The organism is Mesorhizobium shangrilense, from assembly GCF_040537815.1.
Lineage (GTDB): Bacteria > Pseudomonadota > Alphaproteobacteria > Rhizobiales > Rhizobiaceae > Mesorhizobium > Mesorhizobium shangrilense.
The window spans coordinates 1,789,446-1,814,580 of sequence record NZ_JBEWSZ010000001.1; the positions used below are offsets into that span (position 1 = coordinate 1,789,446).

At 62.9% G+C, this 25,135-nt stretch carries 27 protein-coding genes; 14 read left to right on the forward strand and 13 right to left on the reverse strand.

Annotated elements, in window-relative coordinates:
* The first annotated feature begins 1 nt into the window (after position 1).
* From ABVQ20_RS09070 to ABVQ20_RS09100, 7 genes are read left to right on the forward strand one after another with little or no spacing between them, the layout of a single operon-like run.
* A complete protein-coding gene (locus tag ABVQ20_RS09070; RefSeq protein ID WP_354459171.1) occupies positions 2-661 on the forward strand; it encodes an amino acid ABC transporter permease in 660 nt (219 codons plus the stop codon).
* Entirely contained in the window at positions 658-1,422 is a 765-nt protein-coding gene (locus ABVQ20_RS09075; protein ID WP_354459172.1) for an amino acid ABC transporter ATP-binding protein, read from the forward strand. Before ABVQ20_RS09070 ends, ABVQ20_RS09075 begins: the two co-directional genes overlap by 4 nt.
* A gap of 8 nt (positions 1,423-1,430) precedes the next feature.
* Entirely contained in the window at positions 1,431-3,071 is a 1,641-nt protein-coding gene (locus ABVQ20_RS09080; RefSeq protein WP_354459173.1) for a N,N-dimethylformamidase beta subunit family domain-containing protein, read from the forward strand.
* Position 3,072: 1 nt separating this feature from the next.
* Positions 3,073-4,452 carry an aminotransferase family protein gene (locus ABVQ20_RS09085; RefSeq protein ID WP_354459174.1) on the forward strand — a complete coding sequence of 460 codons (1,380 nt, stop codon included), beginning with the start codon at positions 3,073-3,075 and terminating at the stop codon, positions 4,450-4,452.
* A 9-nt stretch (positions 4,453-4,461) separates the two neighbouring features.
* Complete coding sequence (kce, locus tag ABVQ20_RS09090) at positions 4,462-5,391, forward strand: 3,5-dioxohexanoate:acetyl-CoA acetone transferase (RefSeq protein WP_354459175.1); 930 nt, start codon at positions 4,462-4,464, stop codon at positions 5,389-5,391.
* 12 nt (positions 5,392-5,403) lie between these two features.
* A complete protein-coding gene (locus ABVQ20_RS09095; protein ID WP_354462147.1) occupies positions 5,404-5,919 on the forward strand; it encodes a GNAT family N-acetyltransferase in 516 nt (171 codons plus the stop codon).
* Complete coding sequence (locus ABVQ20_RS09100; RefSeq protein WP_354459176.1) at positions 5,916-6,944, forward strand: histone deacetylase family protein; 1,029 nt, start codon at positions 5,916-5,918, stop codon at positions 6,942-6,944. The genes ABVQ20_RS09095 and ABVQ20_RS09100 overlap by 4 nt, the downstream gene beginning before the upstream one ends.
* A 15-nt stretch (positions 6,945-6,959) precedes the next feature.
* On the opposite strand, the gene ABVQ20_RS09105 is transcribed toward ABVQ20_RS09100, so the two are convergent.
* The 3 genes from ABVQ20_RS09105 to ABVQ20_RS09115 form a co-directional block, all read right to left on the reverse strand.
* Positions 6,960-8,225 (reverse strand): cysteine desulfurase-like protein, encoded by a 1,266-nt coding sequence (locus ABVQ20_RS09105; RefSeq protein WP_354459177.1) that lies wholly within the window; start codon positions 8,223-8,225, stop codon positions 6,960-6,962.
* Positions 8,226-8,266: 41 nt separating this feature from the next.
* Positions 8,267-9,334, reverse strand: coding sequence for an aldo/keto reductase (locus tag ABVQ20_RS09110; RefSeq protein WP_354459178.1), 1,068 nt, complete (start codon positions 9,332-9,334; stop codon positions 8,267-8,269).
* A gap of 118 nt (positions 9,335-9,452) precedes the next feature.
* Positions 9,453-9,965 (reverse strand): hypothetical protein, encoded by a 513-nt coding sequence (locus ABVQ20_RS09115; protein ID WP_354459179.1) that lies wholly within the window; start codon positions 9,963-9,965, stop codon positions 9,453-9,455.
* Between the two features lie 348 nt (positions 9,966-10,313).
* Here ABVQ20_RS09115 and ABVQ20_RS09120 point away from each other — a divergent pair, with 348 nt between their 5' ends.
* Positions 10,314-10,478 (forward strand): hypothetical protein, encoded by a 165-nt coding sequence (locus tag ABVQ20_RS09120; protein WP_354459180.1) that lies wholly within the window; start codon positions 10,314-10,316, stop codon positions 10,476-10,478.
* Between the two features lie 57 nt (positions 10,479-10,535).
* Here the strand turns inward: ABVQ20_RS09120 and ABVQ20_RS09125 are convergent, their stop codons facing one another.
* Positions 10,536-11,042, reverse strand: coding sequence for a DUF1993 domain-containing protein (locus ABVQ20_RS09125; RefSeq protein ID WP_354459181.1), 507 nt, complete (start codon positions 11,040-11,042; stop codon positions 10,536-10,538).
* A gap of 154 nt (positions 11,043-11,196) precedes the next feature.
* Between ABVQ20_RS09125 and ABVQ20_RS09130 the strand changes: the two genes are divergently transcribed.
* A complete protein-coding gene (locus tag ABVQ20_RS09130; RefSeq protein ID WP_354459182.1) occupies positions 11,197-12,246 on the forward strand; it encodes a DUF1176 domain-containing protein in 1,050 nt (349 codons plus the stop codon).
* 33 nt (positions 12,247-12,279) lie between these two features.
* Here the strand turns inward: ABVQ20_RS09130 and ABVQ20_RS09135 are convergent, their stop codons facing one another.
* The 7 genes from ABVQ20_RS09135 to ABVQ20_RS09165 all read right to left on the reverse strand — a co-directional run bounded on the left by ABVQ20_RS09135 (position 12,280) and on the right by ABVQ20_RS09165 (position 18,666).
* Positions 12,280-13,170 carry an alpha/beta hydrolase gene (locus tag ABVQ20_RS09135; RefSeq protein WP_354459183.1) on the reverse strand — a complete coding sequence of 297 codons (891 nt, stop codon included), beginning with the start codon at positions 13,168-13,170 and terminating at the stop codon, positions 12,280-12,282.
* Between the two features lie 33 nt (positions 13,171-13,203).
* A complete protein-coding gene (locus tag ABVQ20_RS09140; RefSeq protein WP_354459184.1) occupies positions 13,204-14,814 on the reverse strand; it encodes an NTP transferase domain-containing protein in 1,611 nt (536 codons plus the stop codon).
* Positions 14,811-15,515, reverse strand: coding sequence for an XdhC family protein (locus tag ABVQ20_RS09145; protein ID WP_354459185.1), 705 nt, complete (start codon positions 15,513-15,515; stop codon positions 14,811-14,813). Before ABVQ20_RS09145 ends, ABVQ20_RS09140 begins: the two co-directional genes overlap by 4 nt.
* A gap of 65 nt (positions 15,516-15,580) precedes the next feature.
* The gene (locus ABVQ20_RS09150) at positions 15,581-15,919 is read right to left on the reverse strand and encodes an XdhC family protein (protein ID WP_065008152.1); all 339 of its coding nucleotides are present in this window, start codon (positions 15,917-15,919) and stop codon (positions 15,581-15,583) included.
* A 45-nt stretch (positions 15,920-15,964) separates the two neighbouring features.
* Positions 15,965-17,209, reverse strand: coding sequence for a vWA domain-containing protein (locus ABVQ20_RS09155; protein ID WP_354459186.1), 1,245 nt, complete (start codon positions 17,207-17,209; stop codon positions 15,965-15,967).
* Positions 17,210-17,214: 5 nt separating this feature from the next.
* Positions 17,215-18,144 carry an AAA family ATPase gene (locus ABVQ20_RS09160; protein WP_227347875.1) on the reverse strand — a complete coding sequence of 310 codons (930 nt, stop codon included), beginning with the start codon at positions 18,142-18,144 and terminating at the stop codon, positions 17,215-17,217.
* 27 nt (positions 18,145-18,171) lie between these two features.
* Complete coding sequence (locus ABVQ20_RS09165; protein ID WP_354459187.1) at positions 18,172-18,666, reverse strand: flavin reductase; 495 nt, start codon at positions 18,664-18,666, stop codon at positions 18,172-18,174.
* Positions 18,667-18,847: 181 nt separating this feature from the next.
* On the opposite strand from ABVQ20_RS09165, the gene ABVQ20_RS09170 reads away from it, so the two are divergent.
* Both ABVQ20_RS09170 and ABVQ20_RS09175 read left to right on the forward strand, forming a co-directional pair.
* Entirely contained in the window at positions 18,848-19,921 is a 1,074-nt protein-coding gene (locus ABVQ20_RS09170) for a branched-chain amino acid ABC transporter substrate-binding protein (RefSeq protein ID WP_354459188.1), read from the forward strand.
* Positions 19,921-20,955 carry a P1 family peptidase gene (locus ABVQ20_RS09175; protein ID WP_354459189.1) on the forward strand — a complete coding sequence of 345 codons (1,035 nt, stop codon included), beginning with the start codon at positions 19,921-19,923 and terminating at the stop codon, positions 20,953-20,955. The genes ABVQ20_RS09170 and ABVQ20_RS09175 overlap by 1 nt, the downstream gene beginning before the upstream one ends.
* 9 nt (positions 20,956-20,964) lie before the next feature.
* Here the strand turns inward: ABVQ20_RS09175 and ABVQ20_RS09180 are convergent, their stop codons facing one another.
* The gene (locus tag ABVQ20_RS09180) at positions 20,965-21,219 is read right to left on the reverse strand and encodes a DUF2171 domain-containing protein (protein ID WP_227347879.1); all 255 of its coding nucleotides are present in this window, start codon (positions 21,217-21,219) and stop codon (positions 20,965-20,967) included.
* Positions 21,220-21,457: 238 nt separating this feature from the next.
* Here ABVQ20_RS09180 and ABVQ20_RS09185 point away from each other — a divergent pair, with 238 nt between their 5' ends.
* The 3 genes from ABVQ20_RS09185 to ABVQ20_RS09195 all read left to right on the forward strand — a co-directional run bounded on the left by ABVQ20_RS09185 (position 21,458) and on the right by ABVQ20_RS09195 (position 24,059).
* The gene (locus ABVQ20_RS09185; protein WP_354459190.1) at positions 21,458-21,958 is read left to right on the forward strand and encodes a hypothetical protein; all 501 of its coding nucleotides are present in this window, start codon (positions 21,458-21,460) and stop codon (positions 21,956-21,958) included.
* Between the two features lie 62 nt (positions 21,959-22,020).
* Positions 22,021-23,322, forward strand: coding sequence for an adenylosuccinate lyase (gene purB, locus ABVQ20_RS09190; RefSeq protein WP_354459191.1), 1,302 nt, complete (start codon positions 22,021-22,023; stop codon positions 23,320-23,322).
* Between the two features lie 8 nt (positions 23,323-23,330).
* Entirely contained in the window at positions 23,331-24,059 is a 729-nt protein-coding gene (locus ABVQ20_RS09195; protein WP_354459192.1) for a metallophosphoesterase family protein, read from the forward strand.
* Between the two features lie 18 nt (positions 24,060-24,077).
* On the opposite strand, the gene ABVQ20_RS09200 is transcribed toward ABVQ20_RS09195, so the two are convergent.
* Complete coding sequence (locus ABVQ20_RS09200; protein WP_354459193.1) at positions 24,078-24,893, reverse strand: VOC family protein; 816 nt, start codon at positions 24,891-24,893, stop codon at positions 24,078-24,080.
* Positions 24,894-25,135 lie beyond the last annotated feature (242 nt).

Genomic DNA, 25,135 nt, shown 5'->3' on the forward strand with positions numbered 1-25,135 from the left:
CATGGAAGGCTTGGATTTCACCGTAGTACTGCCCTACTGGGACCTTTTGTTGACCGGCGCCTGGTGGACGGCCGTGCTGACGATCTCAGCGGGAGCACTCAGCTTCGCCTTCGGCATCCTGTTCGCGGTCATCGTGCTCTACGCGCCGGCGACCGTTGCCTATCCCGTGCGTGCCTTAATCTGGGTGTTCATGGGCACGCCACTGCTGCTGCAACTGTTCCTGATCTATTTCGGCCTGGTGCAGATCGGTATCGACATTCCCGCCCTTGCCGCCGGCATCGTCGGGCTTGGACTGCATTTCGCCGTCTACAATGCCGACGTCATTCGCGCCGGCATCGTCGCAGTCGATGTCGGCCAGACGGAAGGCGCGCGCAGCATCGGCTTCGGCAGGTGGCAGACGTTGCGCTATGTCGTCATCCCGCAGGCTGTCCGCAACACGGCCCCGCCGATCGGAAGCAACATGATCGCGCTGTTGAAGGAGTCCTCGATCGTGTCGGTGATCGGCATTGCGGAACTGGTCCATTCCTCCCAGCTGGCGATCAGCGAAACGTTCCGGCCGTTCGAGTTCTACATCACGGCGGCCGCGCTTTATTACATTCTCAACCTCGCGCTTGAAGCGGGTTTGCGCCGGTTCGAACGGCGCGTGGAGGTTTCCCGATGAGCACGCAGAGGCCAATGGTCGAGGTTCGCGGCGCACGCAAATCCTTCGGCGCGATGGAAGTTCTCAAAGGCATAGACCTGTCGGTGGATCGTGGGCAGATCGTGGCGATCATCGGGCCGAGCGGCTCGGGCAAGAGCACGCTGCTGCGCTCCATCAACCATCTCGAGACCCTGAACGGCGGCGAAGTCTGGCTCGATGGGGTGCAGGTCAACCAGCCCTTGCGCGGCCAGGCTTTTGAACGTCATATCAACACGGTGCGCCAGCAGATGGGCATGGTTTTTCAGCACTTCAACCTTTTTCCGCATCTGACCGTACTCGAGAACATCGCCATGGGACCCACCATCCTCAAAGGCATGAGCAAGAGCGACGCGCATGCGCTGGCGCACAGCCTCCTGTCCAAGGTCGGGCTCGCCGACAAGATAGACGCCTATCCATCGCGGCTTTCAGGTGGCCAGAAGCAGCGCGTGGCGATTGCGCGCGCCCTGGCCATGCAGCCCAAGGTGATGCTGTTCGACGAGGCCACTTCGGCGCTCGACCCGGAGCTGGTCGACGAGGTCAACGCCGTGATGAAGCAGCTTGCCGCCGAACACATGACGATGCTGATCGTCACGCACGAGATGCGCTTTGCCGGCGAAGTGGCGGATCGGGTTCTGTTCATGGATGGCGGCGCCGTCGTGGAGGAAGGCCCACCGTCCGAAATGTTCCGCGCACCGAAAATGGAGCGCACCCGTACCTTCCTCAAGAAATATCTTTCAGCCTGAGCAAGACCATGATCAGCCTTCCGACAGAATTCCCCGATTTCGGGCTGACGCCCGACCAGCGACGCCAGGCAGTGCGCGGCCACTATTACGAATGGCCGGGCATGGATGGCGAGCGCGGCGAGATCTGGTGCTACACCGATCGGTGCTCATACCGTCCCGGCGAGACGGTGGCGCTGCATGTCAGCGCAACAGCTGCCAGGTTCGGCTTGGAAATCGTCCGGGACGGCGCGACCGAAACGAAGCTGTTCCAGAAGGCCGGCATCGCGGCGCGCTGGCAGGACAGTCCGGACCAATGTTCGGTCGAAGGCTGCGGCTGGGAAGCCTCTTTCGAATTCCGCGTCGGCGATGATTGGCCGTCGGGCGCCTACCGCCTGACGCTGACCGCGGATGGCCGCGACGGCAGGCCGATCCAATGCCACCATATCTTTATCGTTGCGCCCCTGCCCGGCCGCAAACCCGGCCGCGTGCTGCAGGTGGCCGCGACGGGAACCTGGCTCGCTTACAACACCTGGGGCGGCTCCAACCACTATCAGGGCATTACCGGGCCGGAACGCAACCAATATGCGACGTCCGTGTCGACGCAGCGTCCCTGGTGCCGGGGCTTTGCGGTGCTGCCGAAGGGCGCGCCGCGCGTGCCGCTGGAAGTCGCCGTGCCGCCGAAGACCGTGCCCCGCTATCCGCATATGGAATGGGCGTTTGCCACCGGACATTCGAAGAAATATGCCTCGTCCGGCTGGGCCAGCTATGACAGCCACTTCTTCCGCTTTGCCGAACGCGCCGGCTATGGCGTCGATCTCGCCAGCCAGCACGATCTGCATTTCTCGCCGGATATTCTCGATGGCTATGACTGCGCCGTCTTCGTCGGCCATGACGAATACTGGACCTGGGAAATGCGCGATGCCGTCGACGGATATGTCGAGCGCGGCGGCCATGCGGCGCGTTTTGCCGGCAATTTCATGTGGCAGACGCGGCTGGAGGACGAAGGCCGCCGGCAGGTCTGCTACAAGTACCGCTCCCGTGCCGAAGATCCCGCCTATCGCGGCGGCGACGTGACCCGCGCCACCAATTCCTGGGAGGCGCCGGAAATCGGCCGGCCGGGTTCGGCGACCTTCGGCCTCAACGCGACCAGGGGCGTCTATGCCGGCTGGGGCGGCTGCGCACCGCGCGGCGTGCGCGGTTTTCCGGTCTACCGGCCCGAGCATTGGGCCTTTGCCGGCACCGGCATCTATTATGGCGACCTGCTCGGCGCCGACAGCCATGTCTATGGCTACGAGGTCGACGGGCTCGACTTCGAGATTCGCGGCGGCCTGCCCTACCCCACCGCGACCAGCGGCGCGCCGGACGGATTGCAGGTTCTCGCGGTCGGCATGGCGTCCCAAGTCGAGGAAAGCGCCGATATCCCGATCGAGGACCAGTTCCTCACCGACGAAGACGGCCGCTTCACCGCTGAAACGCTGTTTGGTGAGGCAACCGATGCCAATCTCGACAAGGTCAAGCGCGGCAACGGCATGATCGTCAACTTCCCGCGCGGCAGGGGCGAGGTGTTCCACGCCGGAAGCTGCGAATGGGTTGCCGGCCTGCTAAGACAAGACCCGATGGTCGAACGCGTCACCCAGAATGTCCTTGATCGCTACCTTGGAAAGTCCTGACATGTCGAAGACCCAGATCGCCGCCCAAGCAACCGAGGCCCGGCGAGAATCGCATCTGTTCTATCTGTCCAGCCTGCGCCGGCCGCTGATCGACCGCGCCGACGGCATCTATATGTGGACGCAGGATGGCCGCCGCTTCATCGACGGATCAAGCGGACCGATGGTCGCCAATATCGGCCATTCCAACCGCAATGTACTTGACGCCATGAAGCGGCAGATGGACCGCGCCACCTTCGCCTATCGGCTGCACTTCGAGAATGAGCCGGCGGAAGAGCTGGCGCGCGAACTGGCCGGCAAGCTGCCGGAAGGCATGGACCGCATCTTCTTCGTCTCCGGTGGCTCCGAAGCGACGGAATCCTGCATCAAGCTGGCACGGCAATGGGCGGTCGCCACCGGCCAGGCCAGCCGCTGGAAGGTGATCACGCGCTTCCCGTCCTATCATGGTGGCACGCTGGGTTCGCTCTCGATCACCGGCGACGACGCGCTGGCCGAAACTTTTACGCCGATGATGCGGGTGATGCCGACCGTGCCGGCGCCAACCGCCTGGCGCGACCGCGACAATCTTTCGATGGAGCAGCGCGGCATCCGCTATGCCGACATGCTCGAGGAAAAAATCCTGGCCGAAGGGCCGGAGAGCGTGGTGGCCTTCATCATGGAGCCGATCGGCGGCGCGGCGACCGCCGCCCTGGTGGCGCCGGACAGCTATTATGCTCGTATCCGCGAAATCTGCGATCGCTACGGCATCCTGCTGATCCATGACGAAGTGATGAGCGGGGCCGGCCGTACCGGCAAATTCCTCGGCGGCGACCACTGGAACTGCAAGCCCGACATCGTCGCGCTGTCGAAGGGGCTGGGCTCGGGCTATGCGGCGCTTGGCGCGCTGGCAGCGCCCATGCGGCTGGTACAGCCGTTGCTCGCTTCCGGCGGCTTCCAGCATGGCCACACCTATGCCGGCAATCCGCTGGCCTGCGCCGCCGGCCTCGCCGTGCTCGGTGAAATGGACCGGCTCGACCTGATCGCCAATGCCGCGGCCATGGGCGACGTGCTGATGGACGGGTTGAAGGGGCTGGCAAAGCGCTTTCCGTTCATCGCCGATGTACGCGGCAAGGGCCTGCTGACCGGGGCCGAGATGGTTGCCGATCCCGAGACGCTCCGACCAATCGACCAGAACAAGAAAGCCACGCAGCGGCTGCTCGACCTCGCCTACGAGCGCGGGTTGATCATCTATGGCCGCAGGGTCAAGGGCGGCGTTGACGGCGACAATTTCATGGTCGCGCCGCCCATGATCGTCACCCGAGAGCAGGTCGGCGAGATCGTCTCCATCATCGGCGACTCGCTACAGGCGCTCGCCAGCGAACTCGACCTTCCGGTCGAAGGCTGAGGAGAAAAAATGGCGCCGCGAAAAGTCATCATCACCTGCGCCATCACCGGCTCGGTGCACACGCCGTCAATGTCGCCCTATCTGCCGGTGACGCCCGACCAGATCGCGGCGGACGCGATCGCGGCAGCGGAGGCAGGCGCTTCGATCCTGCATCTCCACGCCCGCGACCCCGGGGACGGCCGCCCGACCGCCGATCCGGACGTCTACATGCAGTTCCTGCCGCGCATCAAGCAGGCGACGTCAGCGGTGATCAACATCACCACCGGCGGCTCGTCGCTGATGACGCTGGACCAGCGGCTGGCGGCACCGCTGCGGGCCGAGCCCGAAATGTGCTCGCTCAACATGGGCTCGATGAATTTTGCTCTCTTCCCGATGCTCGACAAGCCGAGGGAATGGCTGCACGAATGGGAGCCAAAGCTGCTTGAAGCCACCCGCGACACCATCTTCAAGAACACCTTCGCCGACATGGAAGGCGTGCTTGAGAGGCTGGGCAAGGGTTGCGGCACGCGCTTCGAGTTTGAATGCTATGATGTCGGCCATCTCTATTCCCTGGCGCATTTTCGCGACCGTGGACTGGTGTCGGGACCGCTGTTCATCCAGTTCGTGTTGGGTATCTTGGGCGGCATCGGCGCCGACCCTGACAATCTCATCCATATGAAGCGCATCGCCGACAAGCTGTTCGGCGACAGCTACCAGTTCTCGGTGCTGGCCGCCGGCCGCCAACAGATGCCGCTGATCTCGATTGCCGCAGCAATGGGCGGCAATGTCCGCGTCGGGCTGGAGGACAGTCTCTATGACGGCCGCCAGTTGGCCAAATCCAACGCCGATCAGGTGCGCCGCATCCGTGGCATTCTCGATGGGCTGTCGCTGGAAGTTGCCACGCCAGCCGAAGCGCGCGACATGCTGGCGCTCAAGGGCGGCGACCGGGTGGCGTTTTGAGATACGATAGTGATCAATCCAGCATCCAATGACGTCCTGATCCGGCCCGGCCGGATCGACGACGTCGAAACGATCCACGGGGCGATCCTGAAACTCGGGACCCACATTGGCGCGCCCGAGGAAATCATCTCGACGCCAGAGGACCTCAAAACCTACGGCTTTGGCGAAAAGCCTGCCTTCTCGACTTTGATCGCCGAAGTTGGCGGCGAGTTCGCCGGCCTTTGCCTGCATTTCCCGATCTTCTCGACCTGGATGGGACGGCCCGGCGTTTACGTGCAGGACCTCTATGTCGAGGACCGTTTTCGCGGCCGCAAGATCGGCGAACGCCTTTTGCGAGAAGTCGCGGCACAATGTCGGAAAGAAGGCGGCGTTTATCTGAGGCTGTCCGTCGACACCGACAATGACGGTGCCAAGGCTTTTTATGAAAGGCTGGGCATCGCCTGGTCGAGCTACGAGCAGACGCAGAAGATCATTGGCGATGCCTTCTTTGCCTTCGCCGACGCGCCGGAAAGTGGGGAGCAGGAATGAAAGCCTTCTATGCCGAGGAACAGAAGCGCCACGATCCCAAGGCCTTTCTCTCCAGCGGTGCACCGCTGCCCAATCCGGAGAAGCCGGAGCGGGTCGAGAGATTGTTAGCCGGCGCAAAGTCCGCAGGCTGCACCATCGAGCGGCCGCGAAATCATGGGCTCGGGCCTGTCTCGGCCGTCCATACGCCGGAATATCTCGACTTCCTCGAGCACATTTTTACGCGCTGGGAGCGCATCGAAGGTGCATCGGCAGAGGTGATCCCGAACATCCACCCGATCGCGCGCAACGGTTCCTATCCTGCGTCGGCGGTCGGCCAGGCCGGCTACCACATGGCCGATACGGCGTGCCCGATCTCCGGCGAGACGTGGCAGAGCGCGTTATGGAGTGCCTGGAGCGCCGTCGAAGCGGCTGAAGCCGTGATGTCGGGCGCGCCGGCCGCTTACGCGCTGTGCCGCCCGCCCGGCCACCACGCTTTCGCCGATGTCGCCGGCGGCTTCTGCTTCATCAACAATTCGGCGGTCGCGGCACAGGTGCTGCGCAAGACGGCGGCGCGCGTGGCGATCCTCGATGTCGACTTGCACCACGGCAATGGCACGCAGGGCATTTTCTATGCGCGTGCGGACGTGCTCACCGTCTCGCTGCATGCCGACCCCGTGCGTTTCTATCCGTTCTTCTGGGGTCATGCCGACGAGCGTGGCGAAGGACCCGGCCTCGGCTATAATCTGAACCTGCCGCTGCCGCGCAAATCCGCCGACGCAGCCTTCCTGGAGGCACTTGGGACGGCGTTCCAGCGCATCCGCGCCTTTTCGCCAGACGCACTGGTCGTGGCCCTCGGCCTCGACGCCTTCGAGGGTGACCCCTTTGGCGGGCTTTCAGTGACGACGCCCGGCTTCTCGCGCATTGGCGAGGCCATCGCCAAGCTCGGCCTGCCGACGGTCATCGTCCAGGAAGGCGGCTATCTCTGCGATGAACTTGGCAAGAACCTCACCGCATTCCTCACCGGCTTCGGCGGCAAGGCGCGGTGAGGGTTCAGGCAAGCGTCAGGACCGCTGCTGCCTGAGCATGGCGATCACCCGATGCACGCTCTCCAGCGTCTCGTCGATTTCCGACGCCGTGTTGTAGTGCGCGATACCGATGCGCACGACACCATGCTCGGCCGGAATGCCGAGCTGGTGGACGATCTCCCAGGCGTAATTGTGGCCCGACCACAGGAAGATGTTTTCGGCGTTCATCTGCCGCACGATCGTCTCCGGCACGATGCCTTCAACGGTGAAGGAAACTGTCGGCACACGATCACCGAGCCGCTTGCGATCGGTGATGCCGTGGATGGTCAGGCCTGAAATATCGGACAGGCCGTCGATCAGCCTTTGCGCCAGCGGGTTTTCGTAAGCGATCGAGACCTCGAACGCTTTGGCGATCTTCTGCCGTCGCGAACCACCCTCGCCCGCTGCGGCGCCGAGATCGGCGAAGTAGTCTACGGCTGCGGTGAGACCGGCCATCAATTCGATCTGCGGCGTGCCGAGTTCGAACCGCTCCGGCAGGCCGTTGGACGAGCAGCGGCATTTGTAGGGTTTCAGACCATCGATGACATCTAGCCGACCCCACAATATGCCCATGTGCGGGCCGAAGAATTTGTAGGCCGAGCAGATCAGGAAATCGCAGCCGAGCTCTTGTACATCCACGAGGCCATGCGGCGCGAACTGCACGGCATCGACATAGACGAGAGCACCGGCCTTCCTGGCGATGGCGGTCAGAGCTTTCACGCGGTTGATCGAGCCCGTCAGGTTGCTGGCATAGTTCAACGCGACCAGTCGCGTCTTCTCGGAAAGCAGCCCGGCCAGCGTCGCCTCTTCGACTTGCCAGGTCTTTTCGTCGAACGACAGCCAGCGCACGACGAGGCCGAGATCCTCGGCCAGTTGCAGCCAGGGCGAAACATTGCCCTCATGGTCCATGCGGGTGAGGATGATCTCGTCGCCCGGCTTCATCGTACGGCCGAGCGTACGCGACATGTGATAGGTCAGCGTCGTCATGTTGGCGCCGATGATGATCTCCTCAGGGCTCTTGGCACCGAGGAAATCGGCCATGGCCTGATGGGCCTCGTCGACGACGGCCTGCGCGGCAATGGTGGTCTCGAAGAAGCCGCCAAGATTGGCGTTGGTGGTCAGCAGGCAGCGCGACACCGCATCGGCCACCGCTTGCGGCACCTGCGTGCCGGCGGGGTTGTCGAGATAGATGCGGCGGCGGCCCTTGTCGGTCAGGGCAAGTGCTGGAAATTTCCCGCGCAAGGCGTCGATCTGAAATGTCATGTTTCCCCCTCGATCAGTTCTGTTTTTTGTGCCGCTTTGCCTCAAGGGCAAGGGTTGCCAACGCGCTGGTGGATGGCGTCGACCGCTTTCTGCATCTCCTCGGTCCAAACAACGTCCACCGAAGACAGCGCCATGTCGAGCTGCGCAACGCTTGTGGCGCCGACAATGTTCGACGTCACGAATGGACGGCTCGACACATAGGCGTTGGCAAACAGGGCCGGCTCCAGGCCGAAGGAGCGCGCCAGTTCGTTGTACTCGAGCAGCGCTTCCGCCGCATTGGGCGTCTCGTAGCGCTGGCCGCGATTGAACAGTTGCGAGCGCGAGCCTTGCGGGCGCGCACCATGATCATACTTGCCAGTCAGATAGCCCTGCGCCAGCGGCGAATAGGCGAGCAGCGACACCTCTTCGCGCTCGCAGACCTCGGCGAGGTTCACCTCGAAGGTGCGGTTGACGAGATTATAGGCGTTCTGGATCGACGCGACGCGGGGGCCGACGCCCCTGTCGCTCTCGCCGAGGAAACGCATCACGCCCCACGAGCTCTCGTTCGACAGGCCGAAATGACGGATCTTGCCGACCTTCACCAACTCCTCGAATACCGCAAGCGTCTCGGCGATCGGCGTCTCGTCGGTCGGCGCGCCAGCGGAATCGGAGCGTGGCGCAACGGCGCCGACGCGTGTCGGGTTGGCGCCCCAGGGAATGTCCCGCTCCGGCCAGTGAATCTGATAGAGGTCGAGATAGTCGGTGCCGAGCTTGGCCAGCGACTTGTCGACGGCGTCAAAGATATCAGCGCGCACCAATTGCGAAGGCCGGTCGCCGCGAAACCAGGTGTTGGCCGTGCGGCCGACGACCTTGGAAGCCAGTATCACTTGGTCGCGGTTGCGCTTGGCCTTCATCCAGCTGCCGATGATCTTTTCAGTTCGCCCCTGTGTCTCCGCCTTGGGCGGGATGGGATAGAGCTCGGCGGTGTCGATGAAATTGACGCCGCGAGAAAAAGCCAGGTCCATCTGGGCGTGGCCTTCAGCCTCGGTGTTCTGCTGGCCCCAGGTCATCGAGCCCAGGCAAATCTGGGTGACAAGAAGATCGGTCCGACCGAGACGGCGTTTGTGCATGGGATATTCTCCGACGGGGAATCTTGGGCGCGACGGCGCTGGAAGGAGCCCAAGCATAGTCGAAAGCCCGGACCTTCTCCAAGCCCGGAACCATGCGGATATCGCAATTTGCAGAGTTTTAGCGCCTCGCGCCGGCCAGCGCCCGCCGCTTGGCCTCGTCGATCAGCATGTTGGCCACCTGCATGCGGATCATGGCGCGCTGGCGCAAATGCGGGGCGACACGATCGGGATGGTTCGAGAAGGCAAAGCTGCGGCGTATGCGGCCGAAATCGGCGGCCTGTTTCGGCTGGTTGAGGCCAAGCTCGACGGCGATCGATTCGGGATCGATCGGCGGCAGTTTCTCTTCGGGCTTTGGCTCTTCGCCAACGAGCGTCAGCTTTGCATGATCAAGCAGTGCCGCGAATTCGCTCGCGAGATCGGCGCCCGATTCGCGGTATTCGGCGGTGAATGTATCGCCTGAAACCTTGATGCGGCCCGAGTGGAGTTCGTCCGCCACCGAAAGATAGTCGAAGGGAATGGAAGGACGAGCACCGACTTCATCGATCTTGTCCGAAACGACAAAGAGATCGTCGAGCAACGAAGCGAAATCCCGCTTGGCGCTGGTACCGATGTCAGCCTCCCCCTGTGGCAAGTCCGTGCATCAAAGATCCACACCTCGAACATATAGGACCGGCTCGTTAAAAATGAATGCCAATCATCTTGAGAGTTTGGCCGTTTCCTCGGTGAGGATGAGTAGCCCAGATAAAAAGCCGGACTGCACTTTCATGCAGTCCGGAATTCGCCAGGAGTGGCGAGGAAAAACCGGCCATGTGCCAGCATCAAAGCGTACGGTCCGCGCGCTGCAAAAGTTTCAGTCGAACCAAAAAATAAAATGGAAAGAATCAGCAGGACATAGCAGCCATGCAAAATGCTGCACTGCACAATTGTCACGATTCACCTATATCTGGGGTTCGGGAGGACCAACAAAGGAGCCTGAATCGTGGGGTTCTTCACTGAAATGTTCACCCGCCCGCGTCCGCAGGAGCATCTGCGCTATCGTTCGGCCCTTGCGCTGCTCCACTCCATGAGCAGCGCCGACCGCGCCGATATCGGCATCAAGCCCGCCGACTTTCCGCGTATCGCCCGCGAGATGTCCCTACGCTAAGGCGACAGGGAGCGTGAGGTTTCCCGGCAGAACCGGGAAACCTCGATATATCTGCCTTCAACGCGCCCCGAGGAACGTCGCCTTGCCCAACGGCACACCGTTGTGGCGCAGGATGTCGTAGGCGGTGGTCAGGTGGAAATAGAAGTTGGGCATGGCCAGGTGCAGCAGATACTGCATGCCGCTCATCGACATCTCGCGCCCACCAAGCTTCAGCTCGATCATCCTGTCGTCCGAGCCGTCGATATCGGCGGCCGAAAATGTCGCCAGATGCGCAACCGTCTTGGCGATGCGCGCTTCCAGATCAGCAAAGCTCGCTTCATTGTCCTCATATTTCGGCACCTCACGCCCGGCCAGCCGCGACGGCGCGCCCTTGGCATGGTCGGTCGCGATCTGCACCTGCCGGGTCAGCGCGTACATGTCGGGTGCCAGCCGCGAGGTCAAAAACACCTGCGGGTCGATCTTGCGTTCGACGGCATTCTGTTCGGCCGTCGCCAGCACGGTGGAAAGCGCCTTGAGCCTGGCCGAAAACACCGGCACGGACGCCTCATACATCGATATCGTCACTTGAATTCTCCTACAGGGCTGGAACTGCCGGACGGGACGTAGCGCCTTCCCGCGCGATTTTTCAAGCATTGGCAAATCGAGCATGGCAAATGGGGCGTCACCACGTCGCCGCAATCCCCGTGGTAGACTCTGCGCATCGAGGTGGAGATCGCCGATGAGACGCGTCCTTTTCGCAGCGACTGCTTTTTGCTCCCTTGCGGTGATCGGCCAGACCGCTCATGCCGCCGAAGCTCCCTATGTCGACGACAGGACAGATGCCGCAGCCGTGGTCCGTTCGCTCTACAGCGCCATCAACCGGCACGAATTCTCGCGCGCCTGGAGCTATTTCGGAGAAACAAAGCCGGCTAAAGACTTTGACACATTCGTCAAGGGCTATGACGGCACTGAAGCGGTGGAGGTCAAAACCGGTGCCGTATCCGAAGATGGGGCAGCCGGCAGCATCTACTACGCCGTTCCAGTCGCCATTCGCGCCAAAGCCAAGGATGGCAGCGAAAAGATCTTTGCCGGCTGCTATACGGTGCGCCAGGTCAACGCGCAGATCCAGGAACCGCCGTTCGACCCGATCCATATCGAAAAGGGCGAACTGAAGCCCGCGACAGCCGCGTTCGACGATGCCGTGCCGGCAAGCTGCGGCGATGGACCGCGGCCACCGAAGAAGGACACGGCGCTGGAACAGGCCAAGAAGGCGTTTGCCGCAACCTATGGCGACCAATGCGACAAGGAAATGCCTGGCGGCGGTCCGCGCGGAGAACCGGATGCCTATAGTCTCCACTATAGGGATGCGGGCGCCGCGGCCAGCGATCCCGACCGCGAGACACGATTGTTCCGCTTCTTCTGCTCGATGGCCGCCTACAATGAAAGTTCGGTATACTACATTGCGGACGATGTCGCCGGTGTGCGGCAATTGCAGTTCGCCGCGCCCACGCTCGACATCCGCTATGAAAACAACAACAGCGAAGGCAAGGTGCAGGCGATCAACATCATCGGCTTCCAGACCGACGACCAGGCCGTCAATTCGACATATGACGACGCCACCAAGACCATCACCTCCTTCACCAAATGGCGTGGCGTCGGCGATGCCTCGTCAACCGGCACCTATCTGTTCCGCAACGGCAATTTCTCGCTGGTGCAGTATGACGTCGATGCGTCCTACGACGGTGAGGTCAACCCGCAGACCATCCTCGACTACAACAGCGCGCCTTGAGGAAGCCGACGGCACGGTGCGACCGGCCGACTGTCACGGCGCCTTCGACAGCATCCAGTTGAGCGTGCCGCGCCAGTCGGTCATGCGGATCGGTGTGCCATGGGTGCCCGTCTCGAAGCGGACGAAACGGGTCGGATAGGTCTTGGATTTGGCAAGGATGGAGCGGAAGAAAGCCTCCTGGTTTGCCACCGGGAAAACCACATCATGGCTGCCCTGACCGAAGAAGACCGGCACCCGGCGCTTGAAGGCGGGGCTGGAGAAGAAACTCTCATCCCATAGCGAGCCGAGCAGCAGCAGCCCATTGATGCGCCCGCCCGTGTCCTTGCGGGCGGCCAGCTTCCAGCAAAGCGTGCCGCCCATCGAGCCGCAAGCGACGAAGATCTTCGCGCCTGGCGACTGTCCGGCATAGTGGTCGATCAGCGCCGCTACCTGTGCGGCGCCGGTGTCGCCGAAATCGGGAAAATCCGGCGACAGATAGAGACCGTCATTCTCGGCCATCAAATTCTTGAGGCGGTTGAAATTGCCGCCGAAGGTGAAGTCGTCAACGCCCTGCTTGCGGCTGCCGCCCTGCCCGTGCAGGTAAAGCACGATGATGCCGGCGCCCTCGGTCTTGCCGACGGCGACGTGTCTGACATCACCCACATCTGTCTTCAGGGACAGATCCTGCTGCACCTTGCGCACGCTGGTATCGGTATACTGGGCATGCACGCGCCGCTCCGGAACCTCGTCGCGGGCGTTGATGTCGCGCATTTCACGGTAGTCGAAGACCGTATAGGCGCCATTGTCACCGGACGAGAGTGTCGCCGGATAGGCGAAGAGGTCGTCCTTGAAGGGTTTTAGCGTCAGCGTCTGACTTTGGGCGGCAGACGACAACAACGCTGTCGCGGCTACAAGGACACAGAAAGATCGGAGGCGAGAAAACATAGGCGCAGGCATGCGTAATTCGGCTTGGGTTTGTCAATCCTGCAGCACGCCGCCAGCGTCTTCCAGCGCCTCGCGGGTGTCGACATCGACAGACGCGCCTTCCCCAATCTCGACATCGATGACCTCGAGGCCTCCGGCCTCGACCAGATGGCGGGCGCCGGTATCGCCCTCGAGATGAGCGATCGCCGCAAACAGGGAACGGGGCAGCAGCACCGGGTTGCCGCGGCGACCATCGTGAGAGGCACGAACCACCGAATTGCCTCCGGCCTTGCGGAATGCATCGATCAGCCTGTCGAGATCGGCGGATGACACGCCCGGCATATCGCCGAGGACGATCATGGCACCGGCGACATCGCCTCCGACATGGGCGATTCCAGCTTTCAGCGACGTCGACAGGCCCTCGGCGAAGTCCGGATTGTCGGCGAAGGTCAGCTCAAGTCCAGCCAGCGCGGCACGCACACGCTCGTGCTGATGTCCGGTGACGATGATCGTACCCGAAGCTTTCGAGCCGAGCGCGCGCTCGGCGGTGCGGCGTACCAGCGGCTTGCCGTCGAACAGCGCCATCAGCTTGTTCGGGCCACCCATGCGGCTGGAGCGACCGGCGGCCAGGAGCACGATATCGACATTGAGTGGGGCTTTGGCCGGCAGCGGTTCGCGCGGCTGCGGCCGGGTCGGGATCTCCATCAACAGCCCGCCGACGCCCATGCCGGCAATATCCTTGGCCGTCACATCGAGACCAGCGATCAGCCGGTCGAGCACCCAGTCGAAACCGTTCTCCTTGGGGCTGCGGGCGCATCCCGGCGCGCCGATGACGCGCTTGCCGGCAAGCGTTCCCAGCACCAGAAGATTGCCGGGATCGACCGGCATGCCGGCACGAATGACGGTACCGCCGGCTTTCTCGATCGCCGCCGGAACGACATCCTTGAAATCGCTCATCGCCGACGCGCCGAAGATGACCACCATGTCGTTGTCTGCAGCCAGCGAAGCCGCGGCCGCAGCAACCGGCTCGATCTCATGCGGCGTGCGGCGCTCCGTTGTCAGTCTGCCGCCCGAGCGCGCCAGGCGTGCTTCGGTGACGCGCAGCGTCTTGTCGAGTACGCTGGATTTGATGCCGGGCAGAACCGTCTGGATGACGCCGACCCGCACCGGCTGATAGGCATTGACGGCGAAAATCTCGCCGCTGCCGCAGATTTTCGTCACCGCATCGACCAGCGAAGAGGCGACGGCAAAGGGAATGATCTTCACCGTTGCGACCATCTGGCCGTTTTCGACCGGGGCGTGCTGGGCCAACGTGGCGATGGTGATCGTCGCATCGACAGCGTTGATCGCGTCAATCATCGCGGCATTGACGGTGAATATGCCCGCTGCCCTGGCGTAGAGATTGACGCGGCCAGTCGCCGCGGCATTCGCCTCGACGTTGCGATGGACCATGCTTTCGGCGATCTTTTGCGCGGCGGCGTCCTCGCCAAGATCATCCACGCCAAGCACAGCCGCGACGATCCGCGAAACACCGGAAGCCTTCAGCAGGGCGACGTCGGCGGCGCTCAACCTGTGCGCCTTGCGAAAACGACGCTCTCCGGCGGTGGTGGCATGCGCCAATACCGCACCCTCGGCCGCCTCTATCGGGATCGGGCCAAACTTCACGCCGCTACGCCCTTGGCCAGCAGACCGCGCGCACGGAAGGCGTGGACAACCTGCGCCAGCACCGCGACGGCGATCTCGGCGGGGCTGGCAGCGCCAATGTCGAGACCGATCGGCGCGTGGATGCGGGCGATTTGCTCGGCGGTAGCACCCAATGCCAGCAGGCGTTCGACGCGCTTGGCATGGGTTTTTCGACTGCCGAGCGCGCCGACATAGAAACACTTCGCGTCAAGCGCGGCTTTCAGCGCGAAGTCGTCGATCTTCGGATCATGGGTGACGGCGGCCAGCGCCGTGTAGCTGTCGAGCGGCTGGCGCTTCAGCACATCCTGCGGCCATTCGGCATACAGCGCGACGTCGGGAAAGCGGTCGGGCGTGGCGAAGGCGGTGCGCGGATCGATGATCTCCACGGGATAGCCGGCGATTTTCGCCATCGGTGCCAGCGCCTGGCTGATGTGGACGGCACCGATCACCATCAGGCGCGGCTGCGGCAGATGCGCGTTGAGGAAAAAAGTGCGTCCCTCGGCTTCGACCGAACCTGAATTTCCGGTGCGAAACGCCCTGACGATCGCATCCCCCAATTCGCCGGCGACATGATCGCCTTCCCGCACGATGCGGTCGCGGCCATCGCCAAGGTCGGTGACCAGAACCGCCGCACGACGGGCGCGTCGTTCGGCATTCAGCGTTTTCAGCGCATAAGGATCCATTGGGAATTCTCTTTTTTGAGCATGCTCTTATCCAAAAACCGGTTCCCACTTTTTGGGATCATGCTCTAACCCAGCCGCTCGACATAGACCTTGATACGTCCCCCGCAGGAAAGACCGACCTGCCAGGCGGTTTCGTCGGCGACACCGAATTCCAGCATCTTCGCCTTGCCGCTGTCGATGACATCGATGGCTTCGGTGACCACCGCGCCTTCGACGCAACCGCCCGAGACGGAACCATGGAAATTGCCTTCCGCGTCGATGACAAGATGACTGCCCACAGGACGCGGCGCCGAGCCCCAGGTCTCCACCACCGTGGCAATGGCAACGTCCTTACCGTCCTTCATCCAGCCCTCGGCGATGATCAGCGGGTCACGAGCTTCATCAAGATAGATGCTGTTTTCCATCACCGTTTCTCCTGAAGTCTGTTTTTGGCCTGGGGAAACATATGGCTATGCGGCGCGCCTCGCGCCAGCTTCCATCCATCGGCGCGGATCGACCGACTGCGCCGACTTCTTGTCCAGCGACGCGCACAGATCAGCCAACGCATCGAGATTGTGCACCGAGCGGAACTCGTCGACATGCGGCAGCATCGCCTTGACGCCCCGGGCTCGGGCTTCGAAGCCATCGAAACGCAGCAGCGGGTTCAGCCAGATCAGCCGCCGGCAGGATTTGTGCAGACGCTCCATCTCCTCCGACAGGCCGGCGACATCGTCGCGCTCCAGCCCGTCGGTGATCAGCAGCACCACAGCGCCCTGCCCCAGCACGCGCCGCGACCACAGCCGGTTGAACTCGGCCAGCGTGTCGCCAATGCGGGTGCCGCCCGACCAGTCCTTGACCGCAGCCGAACAGTCGGCAAGTGCGGCGTCGGGGTCGCGATGGCGCATCTGACGCGTCAGATTGGTGAGCCGCGTGCCGAAGACGAAGGCATGCACGCGCCGGCGTTTCTCGGTCAGCGCATGCAGGAAATGCAGAAAGATGCGCGTGTACTGGCTCATCGAGCCGGATATGTCGGCAAGCACGACCAGCGGCGGATGGACCTCGCGCGGGGACCGGAATTTCGGTAGGATCAATTCGCCGCCAGTGCGCGCCGCCGAGCGCATCATGGCGCGCGGATCGATGCGGCGGCCATGCGCATCGGCCTTGAAGCGCCGGGTCGTGACCAGATCGAATGGCAGCCGCAACTGGGTGATCGCCTTCTTGGCGTCCGCCATCTCGGTAGCGTTCATCTGGGCAAAGTCCTTGCCCCTGAGCACCTCGTTGCCGGAGAAAGTGAAACGGGCATCGACCTCGATCTCGGGAATCTCCTGAACCGGTTGGTTTTTCTGATGCCCTTCGAACATAGCCTGGCTGACACGGCTTTCCGCCGCGCGCGGCTTCTGCTTCTCCCTGTTGTCGGGAGCCACCGGCGAAAACATCGCCAGCATCTTTTCGATCAGCTCGCGTGATTTCCAGAACAGCCGAAAGGCTTCGTCGAACGTGGCGTGATCCTCGTGCCGGGACACCAGCACGGCGTGCAGCGTCCAATAGAAATCGTCGCGGGACCCAATACCGGCGGCCAGGACGGCTTCGATCGCGTCCTTGACCGAGGCTGGTCCGACCCGCATGCCCGATTTGCGCAGCGCGCGGGCGAAGTAGACGATGTTATCAGCGATCCGCCCGTCCACTGTCGCTTCTCTGGGTTCGGGGCGCGCCATGAGCCTTACTCCGCGGCCGAAAGCTCGGCCTTCACCTCGTTGAGGATCCGCCGGCCTTCGCCCTGTTCGATGCGGGCAATGTCGTCCTGATATTTCAACAGCACGCCGATCGTGTCGGACACGGTTTCCGGGTCGAGCGCCACCTTGTCGAGTTCGGTCAGCGCACCAGCCCAGTCGATGGTCTCGGCGACGCCCGGCATCTTGAACAGCTCGATCTGGCGCAGCTTCTGCACAAACGAAACCACTTCGGCGGAGAGGCGACGATTGGCCTCCGGTACTTTTCGGTGGACGATCTCCAGTTCGCGCTCGGCATTCGGATAGTCGACCCAGTGATAGAGGCAGCGCCGTTTCAGCGCGTCGTGAATTTCGCGGGTGCGATTGGTTGTGATGATGACGATCGGCGGTTCTTCCGCCTTGATCGTACCGAGTTCGGGCACCGTGACCTGGAAATCGGACAGGATTTCGAGCAGGAACGCCTCGAACGCCTCGTCGGTACGATCAAGTTCGTCGATCAGGAAGACCGGGGCAGCACCGGTCTTGCCTGTCAGCGCATCCAGCACCGGGCGGCGGATCAGGTATTTTTCGGAGAAGACGTTGCGCTCCATGTCGGAGCGATCGACCTTGCCGGCCGCTTCCTCCATGCGGATCTCGATCATCTGCGCCGCATAATTCCACTCGTAAACGGCCGATGAGACATCGAGGCCTTCATAGCACTGAAGGCGGATCAGCCGGCGGCCGAGCGACTGGGCCAGAACCTTGGCGATCTCGGTCTTGCCGACACCGGCTTCCCCTTCCAGGAACAGCGGGCGCTTCATGCGCAGCGACAGGAACAGCACCGTTGCCAGCGAGCGGTCCGCGACATAGTCCGCGCCGGTCAGAAGATCGAGCGTCTCGTCGATCGTCCGCGGCACGGCGCGCGGTGTCAGCTCGGTCATTCTCTCTCCGTAAGTGCAGCCAGCCCGTTACAGAACGTGGTAGGCGCGGTCGTGATAGATCAGCGGCCGCAAATTATCGCCGATGCGCAGGCCTGTCACCTTGCCAAAAAGCACACGATGGGTGGCCAAGTCCTTGGTGTCGATCAATTCGCAGTCGAACACCGCGAGCGCGCCCTTGAGCGTCGGGGCGCCGGTCGAGATCACATCCCACTCGCCAAGCGCGAAACGCTCCTCGACCGGCAGGCCGGTGATGCCGGAAAAGCCGATCGAAAGCGGCTCCTGGCGCGAGGCCAGCGTGTTCAAGGCGAATCTGCCATTCGTCACGAAAGCCTCATTCTTGGGGTTTTCGCGATTGAGACAGACCAGGATGGTCGGCGGCGTATCCGAAACCGAACAGGCGGCAATCACCGTCGCACCGCGCCGGCCGGCAGGGCCGTCGGTGGTGACCACATGGACTTGGCCGGCAAAATGGCTCATCGCATCGCGATAGGCCTGCGGCCCGATGTCGTTCTTCTTCAGCACGGGTGATTTTCCACAGTCAGAACCCAACCCGCTATATATTGCGACATATGGCACGCCACAAGCGAAGTGCTTGGCACATATCCGGAAATTCGCGTGTTGCACCAAGGCCGGACTGTCTTTAGGTCTTTGCACCAAGGGTGCCGGGATACGCGTGACCGGTACGGAGGAATGCTTCGACACAATGCGACCGGGGACAACGACAATAGCACTGCTGCTCTGGCTGTCTCTGGCCGGCGGTGCGGGTGCTCAGGCGCTGCTGGTCGGCATCGCCGCCCCCTTGTCAGGACCATCGGTGATCCTCGGCAAACAGATCGAGACGGGCGCCACGCTGGCGGCACAGGCGAACGGCGTCGATTTCAAGACTGTGGATGACGCCTGCACGGCCGACGGTGGCGCGGCGGCCGCCAGGGAATTCGCGGCGGCCAAGGTCAATATGGTCGTCGGCTTTCTCTGCACCGATGCCATCGAGGCGGCGCTGCCGATCCTGAAGGACGCCAACATACCGGTCATCACGGTGGGCGTGCGCACCGAGAGCCTGACTGACCGGCGTGCCAAGACAGGCTGGCCGGTCTATCGTCTCGGTCCGCGCGGCGACGACGAGCGCAACGCAGTCGCCACTTCCCTCACTCGTCTGTGGCAAGATGAGCTGTTCGCCATCATCGACGACGGCACGATCTACGGTCGCGAAATGGCCGAGACGTTTCGCGCCGCAGCGGAGCAGGCCGCGCTGAAGCCGGTGTTCGTCGACACGTTCCGGCCGCAACTCGACAACCAGATCGGCCTGATCGGCAGGCTGAAGAAGGCCGGCGCCACGCATGTATTCGCCGGCGGCGACGGCGATGACATCGCCATCATGGGTCGTGATGCGGCGCAGCTCAATGCGGGCATCGTGTTTGCAGGCGGCGAAAATTTGCGCGCACCGCCCGGCGACGTGCCCTATGCGGTGGGCACTCTGATGATCGCGCCGCAGGAGTGGGCTGACGTCGCCAACCCCAAGGTGCTCCAGGCCTTTGCCGACCAGAAGATCGCGCCGGACGGCTATACGCTGCCGGCCTATGCGGCCATCGAGATCGCCAAGGCAGCGTCAGGCTTGTCCGAAACCCCGGCCAGACCGCTGGCCGAGGTGCTGGCAGGGCATGACTTCACGACCGCGATCGGGCCGGTCCGCTTCGACGGGAAAGGCGACCTTAGCCAGAGCCCCTACCGTGTCTTCCGCTTCGACGGCACGCGTTTTGTGCCCTTGGAAAGCAACTGATGTTTAGAACCGGTCCGCGCAATCTGATCACGGACGTTGCAGGGCTGCGCGTCGGCAACGCTTCCGACACAAGGTTGAAGTCCGGCGTGACGACAATTCTGTGCGACGAACCTGCTGTGGCCGGGGTCCAGATTCTGGGCGGGGCACCGGGAACGCGCGAGACCGATCTGCTCGAGCCGCACAATTCGGTCGAAATCGTACATGCCCTGGTGCTTTCCGGCGGCTCGGCATTCGGCCTCGATGCTGCTTCCGGCGTCCAGGCAGCCTTGCGCGAAAACAGTGTTGGGCTGGAGGTCGGCGGGTTTCGCGTGCCGATCGTGCCGGCGGCGATCCTGTTTGACCTGCGCAATGGCGGCGACAAGGATTGGGGCCGCTATCCGCCCTATCGCGATCTCGGCTACGAAGCGGTGCAGGCCGCGACCACCGACTTTGCACTCGGCACGGTCGGCGCAGGCACCGGCGCACTGACCTCCGGGCTCAAGGGTGGCCTCGGCTCGGCCTCCACTGTGCTCGACAGCGGCATTACCATCGGCGCGCTGGCCGCCGTCAATCCTACCGGTTCGGTGACGATAGGCCGAACCCGCCATTTCTGGGCGGCACCTTTCGAGATCGGCGACGAGTTCGGGGGACTGGGCTACCCCTCGCCAATGCCTGACGACGCTAGGAAGATCCTGCTGAAATTTCGCGACAGGAAGGTGGGAGACAAGGACATCGGCGACATCGGCGGCGGCAACACGACCATTGCCATCATCGCCACCGATGCCATCCTCACCAAGGCCGGGGCCAAGCGCCTGGCGATATCGGCGCATGATGGTTTCGCGCGCGCCATCTGGCCGGCGCACACACCCGCCGATGGCGATCTCGTCTTTGCGCTGGCGACGGGCAAAAGCGGCATCCAGCTTTCGCCCAACGACGCCATCGACCTCTACGCGACGGCCGGCGCCACCATGGCGCGCGCCGTCAGCCGCGGCGTGCATGCCGCGATGCCAGCCGACGGCGACCTGTTTCCAGTCTGGTCGTCGCGGCTGGGCTGAAGCTGCCGATCAGACGGGATCGGACTTTTCTTCCTCGAACGTCACAGCGACATCGGAATTCGCCGATAGCCACACCTTCTTGCCGTCGACCTCGGCAACAAGGGCCAGCGAAATGTAATGGTGGTGGCCCTTGTGGGCGCCCTCGCCGCTATCGGCCCTGGTCAGCTTGATGCGCTGGCCATCGATCTTGTCGACGGTGCCGACATGCACGCCATCGGCGCCGACGACTTCCATATGCTCACGAATTTTGCTGGTGTCGGTCATGGTTGGTTCTCCATTGGACTGCCGACAATAACAAATGACTGGCCGATTGGATGCATCGCATTTGCTTTATCGGCTCGCGACGATCGGGGCGTGCCGTGATAGGGGATTTCCCTCCAATGGCCGGCGAATCGGAGAAACATGCTGATGCCCATCTTGTCTGCCATTTGCTTGGTCGCGCACGGGAACCATGCCGCTGCTTCGCGGTGACCGGACACCTGTGACGATATCTCGGCCCACGATGCCGAGCCGTGCCCTTGATCGTGTCCGCCGCGCGCTGCCATCGCTGCCGACAGCGCTTTTGGGCGGCCTGCTCTGGGCTATTGTCATGGGCGCCAGCGCACTCACCAATCTGTTGCTGGCCGGGTGGGAGACACCGGCGAAAATCCGCTTGATTTCATTGCTGTTTGCCACTGGCGGGGCGATCGCCTTCCCCGTTGGGCTCTTCCTGGCGCGACTTGTCTCGCTCGGACGGCAGTGGGAAGTCGCCTTGGCAGCGGGCCTTGCCTGCCTGCTGGCTTCGACGATCGGCTTCACCGGCGGCCTGTTCGCCCTGCAATACCGCTCCTATTATGCCGAGTGGCACGCCCCCGCCTTCACCATCACCTGGACCTTCCAGTTCGTGTTCACCGTGCTGATCGCGCTCTACCAGTTTGTGGTTCTTGGCATCCGGCTCTATTTTCCCCTCGGTTTCATTGCATTGGCCGTTGCCGGTGTCTGGTTTGCGCGACGCCAACGTTGAGGATTTTGCCCGCCTCTGTTAGGACGCGGCCAACGCAACGCGACGCTGGAAAATCAATCGACATGATCCCTCGCTATTCCCGGCCGGAAATGGTCGCCATCTGGTCGCCCGAAACCCGGTTCCGCATCTGGTTCGAGATCGAAGCCTATGCCTGTGATGCGCTGGCCGAACTCGGCGTCATCCCCAAGGAAGCCGCGAGAACCATCTGGGAAAAGGGCAGCGCGGCAACATTCAACGTCGAGGCGATCGATGAGATCGAGCGCGTCACCAAGCACGACGTCATAGCCTTCCTGACCCATCTTGCCGACTTTGTCGGACCCGACGCCCGCTTCATCCATCAGGGCATGACCTCGTCGGACGTTCTCGACACCTGTTTTGCCGTCCAACTCACGCGGGCCAGCGACATTCTTCTCGCCGGTATCGACGGCCTGCTCGCCGCGCTCAGGCGCCGCGCTTTCGAGCACAAGGACACCGTCACCATCGGCCGCAGCCACGGCATCCATGCCGAGCCGACGACCTTCGGCATCAAGCTGGCGCAGGCCTATGCCGAATTCTCGCGCTGCCGCGAGCGGCTGGTGCATGCGCGCGAAGACATCGCCACATGCGCGATTTCAGGCGCGGTCGGCACCTTCGCCAACATCGAACCCTATGTCGAAGAGTATGTGGCGGCAAAGCTCGGTCTGAAGCCGGAACCCGTGTCGACGCAGGTCATCCCGCGCGACCGCCACGCCATGTTCTTCGCCACGCTCGGCGTCATCGCCTCGTCGATCGAGCGGTTGGCGATCGAAATCCGGCATCTGCAACGCACCGAAGTTCTGGAAGCGGAAGAGTATTTTTCGCCCGGCCAAAAAGGCTCGTCGGCGATGCCGCACAAGCGCAACCCGGTGCTGACCGAAAACCTCACCGGCCTCGCCCGCATGGTGCGCTCCATGGCGTTGCCGGCGATGGAAAATGTGGCGCTCTGGCACGAGCGTGACATTTCGCACTCCTCGGTCGAGCGCATGATCGGACCGGACGCGACGGTGACGCTCGATTTCGCGCTGTCGCGGTTGACCAGCGTCGTCGACAAGCTGCTCGTCTATCCCGAGAACATGCTGAAGAACATGAACAAGTTCCGCGGTCTCGTGCATTCGCAGCGCGTGATGCTGGCGCTGACGCAGGCGGGCCTGTCGCGTGAGGATTCTTACCGGCTGGTGCAGCGCAATGCCATGAAAGTGTGGGAGCAAGGCGCTGATTTTCTTGAGGAACTATTGGCGGACAAGGAAGTCACCGCCGCTCTGCCGGAAGCCGAGATCCGCGAGAAATTCGACCTCGGCTACCACACCAAGCATGTCGATACGATTTTCAAGCGCGTATTCGGATAGGATCTTCGATGCGGCTGGCTGTCGTTTCAGACATCCATGGAAATCTTCGCGCGCTGGAGGCGGTCCATGCGCGCATCAAGGAAAGTTCTCCAGATATCATCGTCAATCTGGGTGACTGTGTCTCCGGCCCGTTGTGGCCGGAGGAAACCGCGCAATACCTGATCGCCGAGAACTGGCCGACGGTGCGCGGCAATCACGACCGGGTTCTGATCGAACCGCCCGTTTCCGGGCTAGACGACATCGATGCCTTCACCCACCGGTGTCTCTCCGGGGCATCCCTGGCCTGGCTTTCGACCTTGCCAACCACCCTGCTCCTCGCTCCGGAAATCCTGCTGTGTCACGGCAGTCCAGACAGCGACGAGACGTTCCTGCTCGAGGAGGACGGCGGCAATCACTTCTATCCGTCCGGTGAAGACCAGGTCAGGCGCAAGCTCGGACGTGCCGATGCCAGGCTTGTCCTATGCGGCCATACACATACGCCCCGCGTCGTGCATCTGTCCGACAGTCAGCTGATACTCAATCCCGGCAGCGTTGGCGTACAGGCCTTTCCCGGCCTCACTGTGACCGGCAGCCCGCATGCCCGCTTCGCGATCGCCACACGCGCCGACGGAGCATGGTCGTTCAGCCAGGGCATGATTGGCTATGATTGGACGGAAGCCTCCGCACGCGCTGCCGCAGCTGGATTTGTCAGTTGGGAGCACGGGTTGCTGACAGGCTTCGGCGCGGTGTCCAGGTAAGACCCGAACGGAGCTTTCTCAGCCAGCCTTGCCTGGCACGGTCCGGATCACCGTACCCCACGGATCCTCACGCGTCGTTGCGTCCGTCACATTGTCCGAACGCATCTCAACCCAGGCCAGACCGGACCGGGCGGGATCGCGGCGGCCGGCGCCTGGGCTCTGCCAGGCGTTGGCGCCGATGTGGTGATGATACCCACCCGACGACAGGAACACCGCCTGGCCGCCATATTTCGCCACGGTGTCGAAGCCGAATTCCTGGTTCCACCAGGCCTCGGCGTCTTCGGGGCGGCCGACGCGCAGGTGGACATGGCCGACAATGCTGTTTTCAGGCGCGCCTTGCCAACCGGCATCACCCGCCGGGACTTCGGCCAGGACAGATGGGACGTTCAACCGTTCGGTCGCCATCGCTACCTTGTCGCCATTCCACTTCCAGTCCTGCGGGCGGCGGTCGGCATAGATCTCGATGCCATTGCCTTCCGGATCGGTGAGATAGAGCGCCTCGCTGACCAAGTGGTCCGAGGCCCCCTCGATGCCGATCTTGTCGGCGATGGCGTGGTTGATCCAGCGGCCAAGATCGGCCCTGCTCGGCAACAGGAAGGCGGTGTGGAACAGGCCGGCGCTGCGCGGATCGTCGGGCTTGGCCGCGGCATCCGCCTCGATGACCAGCAGCGGACGGTTGGCGGCGCCCAGGGTGATCGCGCCATCGGCGCGGCTCAACTCCTGCAGGCCGACGACCTTGCGGTAGTAGGCGGCGAGGCTTTCGGCATCGCGCGCCTTCAACCCGACGCGCGAAACGCTGACCGGGGTCGTGGCGGCGAAAGGCAATTCACTCATCTGATGCTCCGTTCGGGCGGTCGCCGAAGAAACGCCCCACGCGAGGAGCCCAGCGCCACCAATCATTGTACGTCGTGTCAGTCCCAAAACCCGGCCCATCCACGGCTGTTTCTTTTCCTTACGACAGATCGTTGATTGGGATCGTTCACACAAGACGGCAATGAGCGAACATGGTGTTCACCTTTTCGATCGCCGGCGCATTCGGAGACGGTTGCATGAAGCGATAACGCTCGCTATTTCAG

Bases quoted from the DNA above. Each gene is read 5' to 3' on its own strand.
- ABVQ20_RS09070 (WP_354459171.1), top strand. From the start codon at position 2: ATGGAAGGCTTGGATTTCACCGTAGTACTGCCCTACTGGGACCTTTTG.
- ABVQ20_RS09075 (WP_354459172.1), top strand. From the start codon at position 658: ATGAGCACGCAGAGGCCAATGGTCGAGGTTCGCGGCGCACGCAAATCC.
- ABVQ20_RS09080 (WP_354459173.1), top strand. From the start codon at position 1,431: ATGATCAGCCTTCCGACAGAATTCCCCGATTTCGGGCTGACGCCCGAC.
- ABVQ20_RS09085 (WP_354459174.1), top strand. From the start codon at position 3,073: ATGTCGAAGACCCAGATCGCCGCCCAAGCAACCGAGGCCCGGCGAGAA.
- kce (WP_354459175.1), top strand. From the start codon at position 4,462: ATGGCGCCGCGAAAAGTCATCATCACCTGCGCCATCACCGGCTCGGTG.
- ABVQ20_RS09100 (WP_354459176.1), top strand. From the start codon at position 5,916: ATGAAAGCCTTCTATGCCGAGGAACAGAAGCGCCACGATCCCAAGGCC.
- ABVQ20_RS09105 (WP_354459177.1), bottom strand. From the start codon at position 8,225: ATGACATTTCAGATCGACGCCTTGCGCGGGAAATTTCCAGCACTTGCC.
- ABVQ20_RS09110 (WP_354459178.1), bottom strand. From the start codon at position 9,334: ATGCACAAACGCCGTCTCGGTCGGACCGATCTTCTTGTCACCCAGATT.
- ABVQ20_RS09130 (WP_354459182.1), top strand. From the start codon at position 11,197: ATGAGACGCGTCCTTTTCGCAGCGACTGCTTTTTGCTCCCTTGCGGTG.
- ABVQ20_RS09135 (WP_354459183.1), bottom strand. From the start codon at position 13,170: ATGTTTTCTCGCCTCCGATCTTTCTGTGTCCTTGTAGCCGCGACAGCG.
- ABVQ20_RS09145 (WP_354459185.1), bottom strand. From the start codon at position 15,515: ATGGATCCTTATGCGCTGAAAACGCTGAATGCCGAACGACGCGCCCGT.
- ABVQ20_RS09150 (WP_065008152.1), bottom strand. From the start codon at position 15,919: ATGGAAAACAGCATCTATCTTGATGAAGCTCGTGACCCGCTGATCATC.
- ABVQ20_RS09155 (WP_354459186.1), bottom strand. From the start codon at position 17,209: ATGGCGCGCCCCGAACCCAGAGAAGCGACAGTGGACGGGCGGATCGCT.
- ABVQ20_RS09160 (WP_227347875.1), bottom strand. From the start codon at position 18,144: ATGACCGAGCTGACACCGCGCGCCGTGCCGCGGACGATCGACGAGACG.
- ABVQ20_RS09170 (WP_354459188.1), top strand. From the start codon at position 18,848: ATGCGACCGGGGACAACGACAATAGCACTGCTGCTCTGGCTGTCTCTG.
- ABVQ20_RS09175 (WP_354459189.1), top strand. From the start codon at position 19,921: ATGTTTAGAACCGGTCCGCGCAATCTGATCACGGACGTTGCAGGGCTG.
- ABVQ20_RS09180 (WP_227347879.1), bottom strand. From the start codon at position 21,219: ATGACCGACACCAGCAAAATTCGTGAGCATATGGAAGTCGTCGGCGCC.
- ABVQ20_RS09185 (WP_354459190.1), top strand. From the start codon at position 21,458: ATGCCGAGCCGTGCCCTTGATCGTGTCCGCCGCGCGCTGCCATCGCTG.
- purB (WP_354459191.1), top strand. From the start codon at position 22,021: ATGATCCCTCGCTATTCCCGGCCGGAAATGGTCGCCATCTGGTCGCCC.
- ABVQ20_RS09195 (WP_354459192.1), top strand. From the start codon at position 23,331: ATGCGGCTGGCTGTCGTTTCAGACATCCATGGAAATCTTCGCGCGCTG.
- ABVQ20_RS09200 (WP_354459193.1), bottom strand. From the start codon at position 24,893: ATGAGTGAATTGCCTTTCGCCGCCACGACCCCGGTCAGCGTTTCGCGC.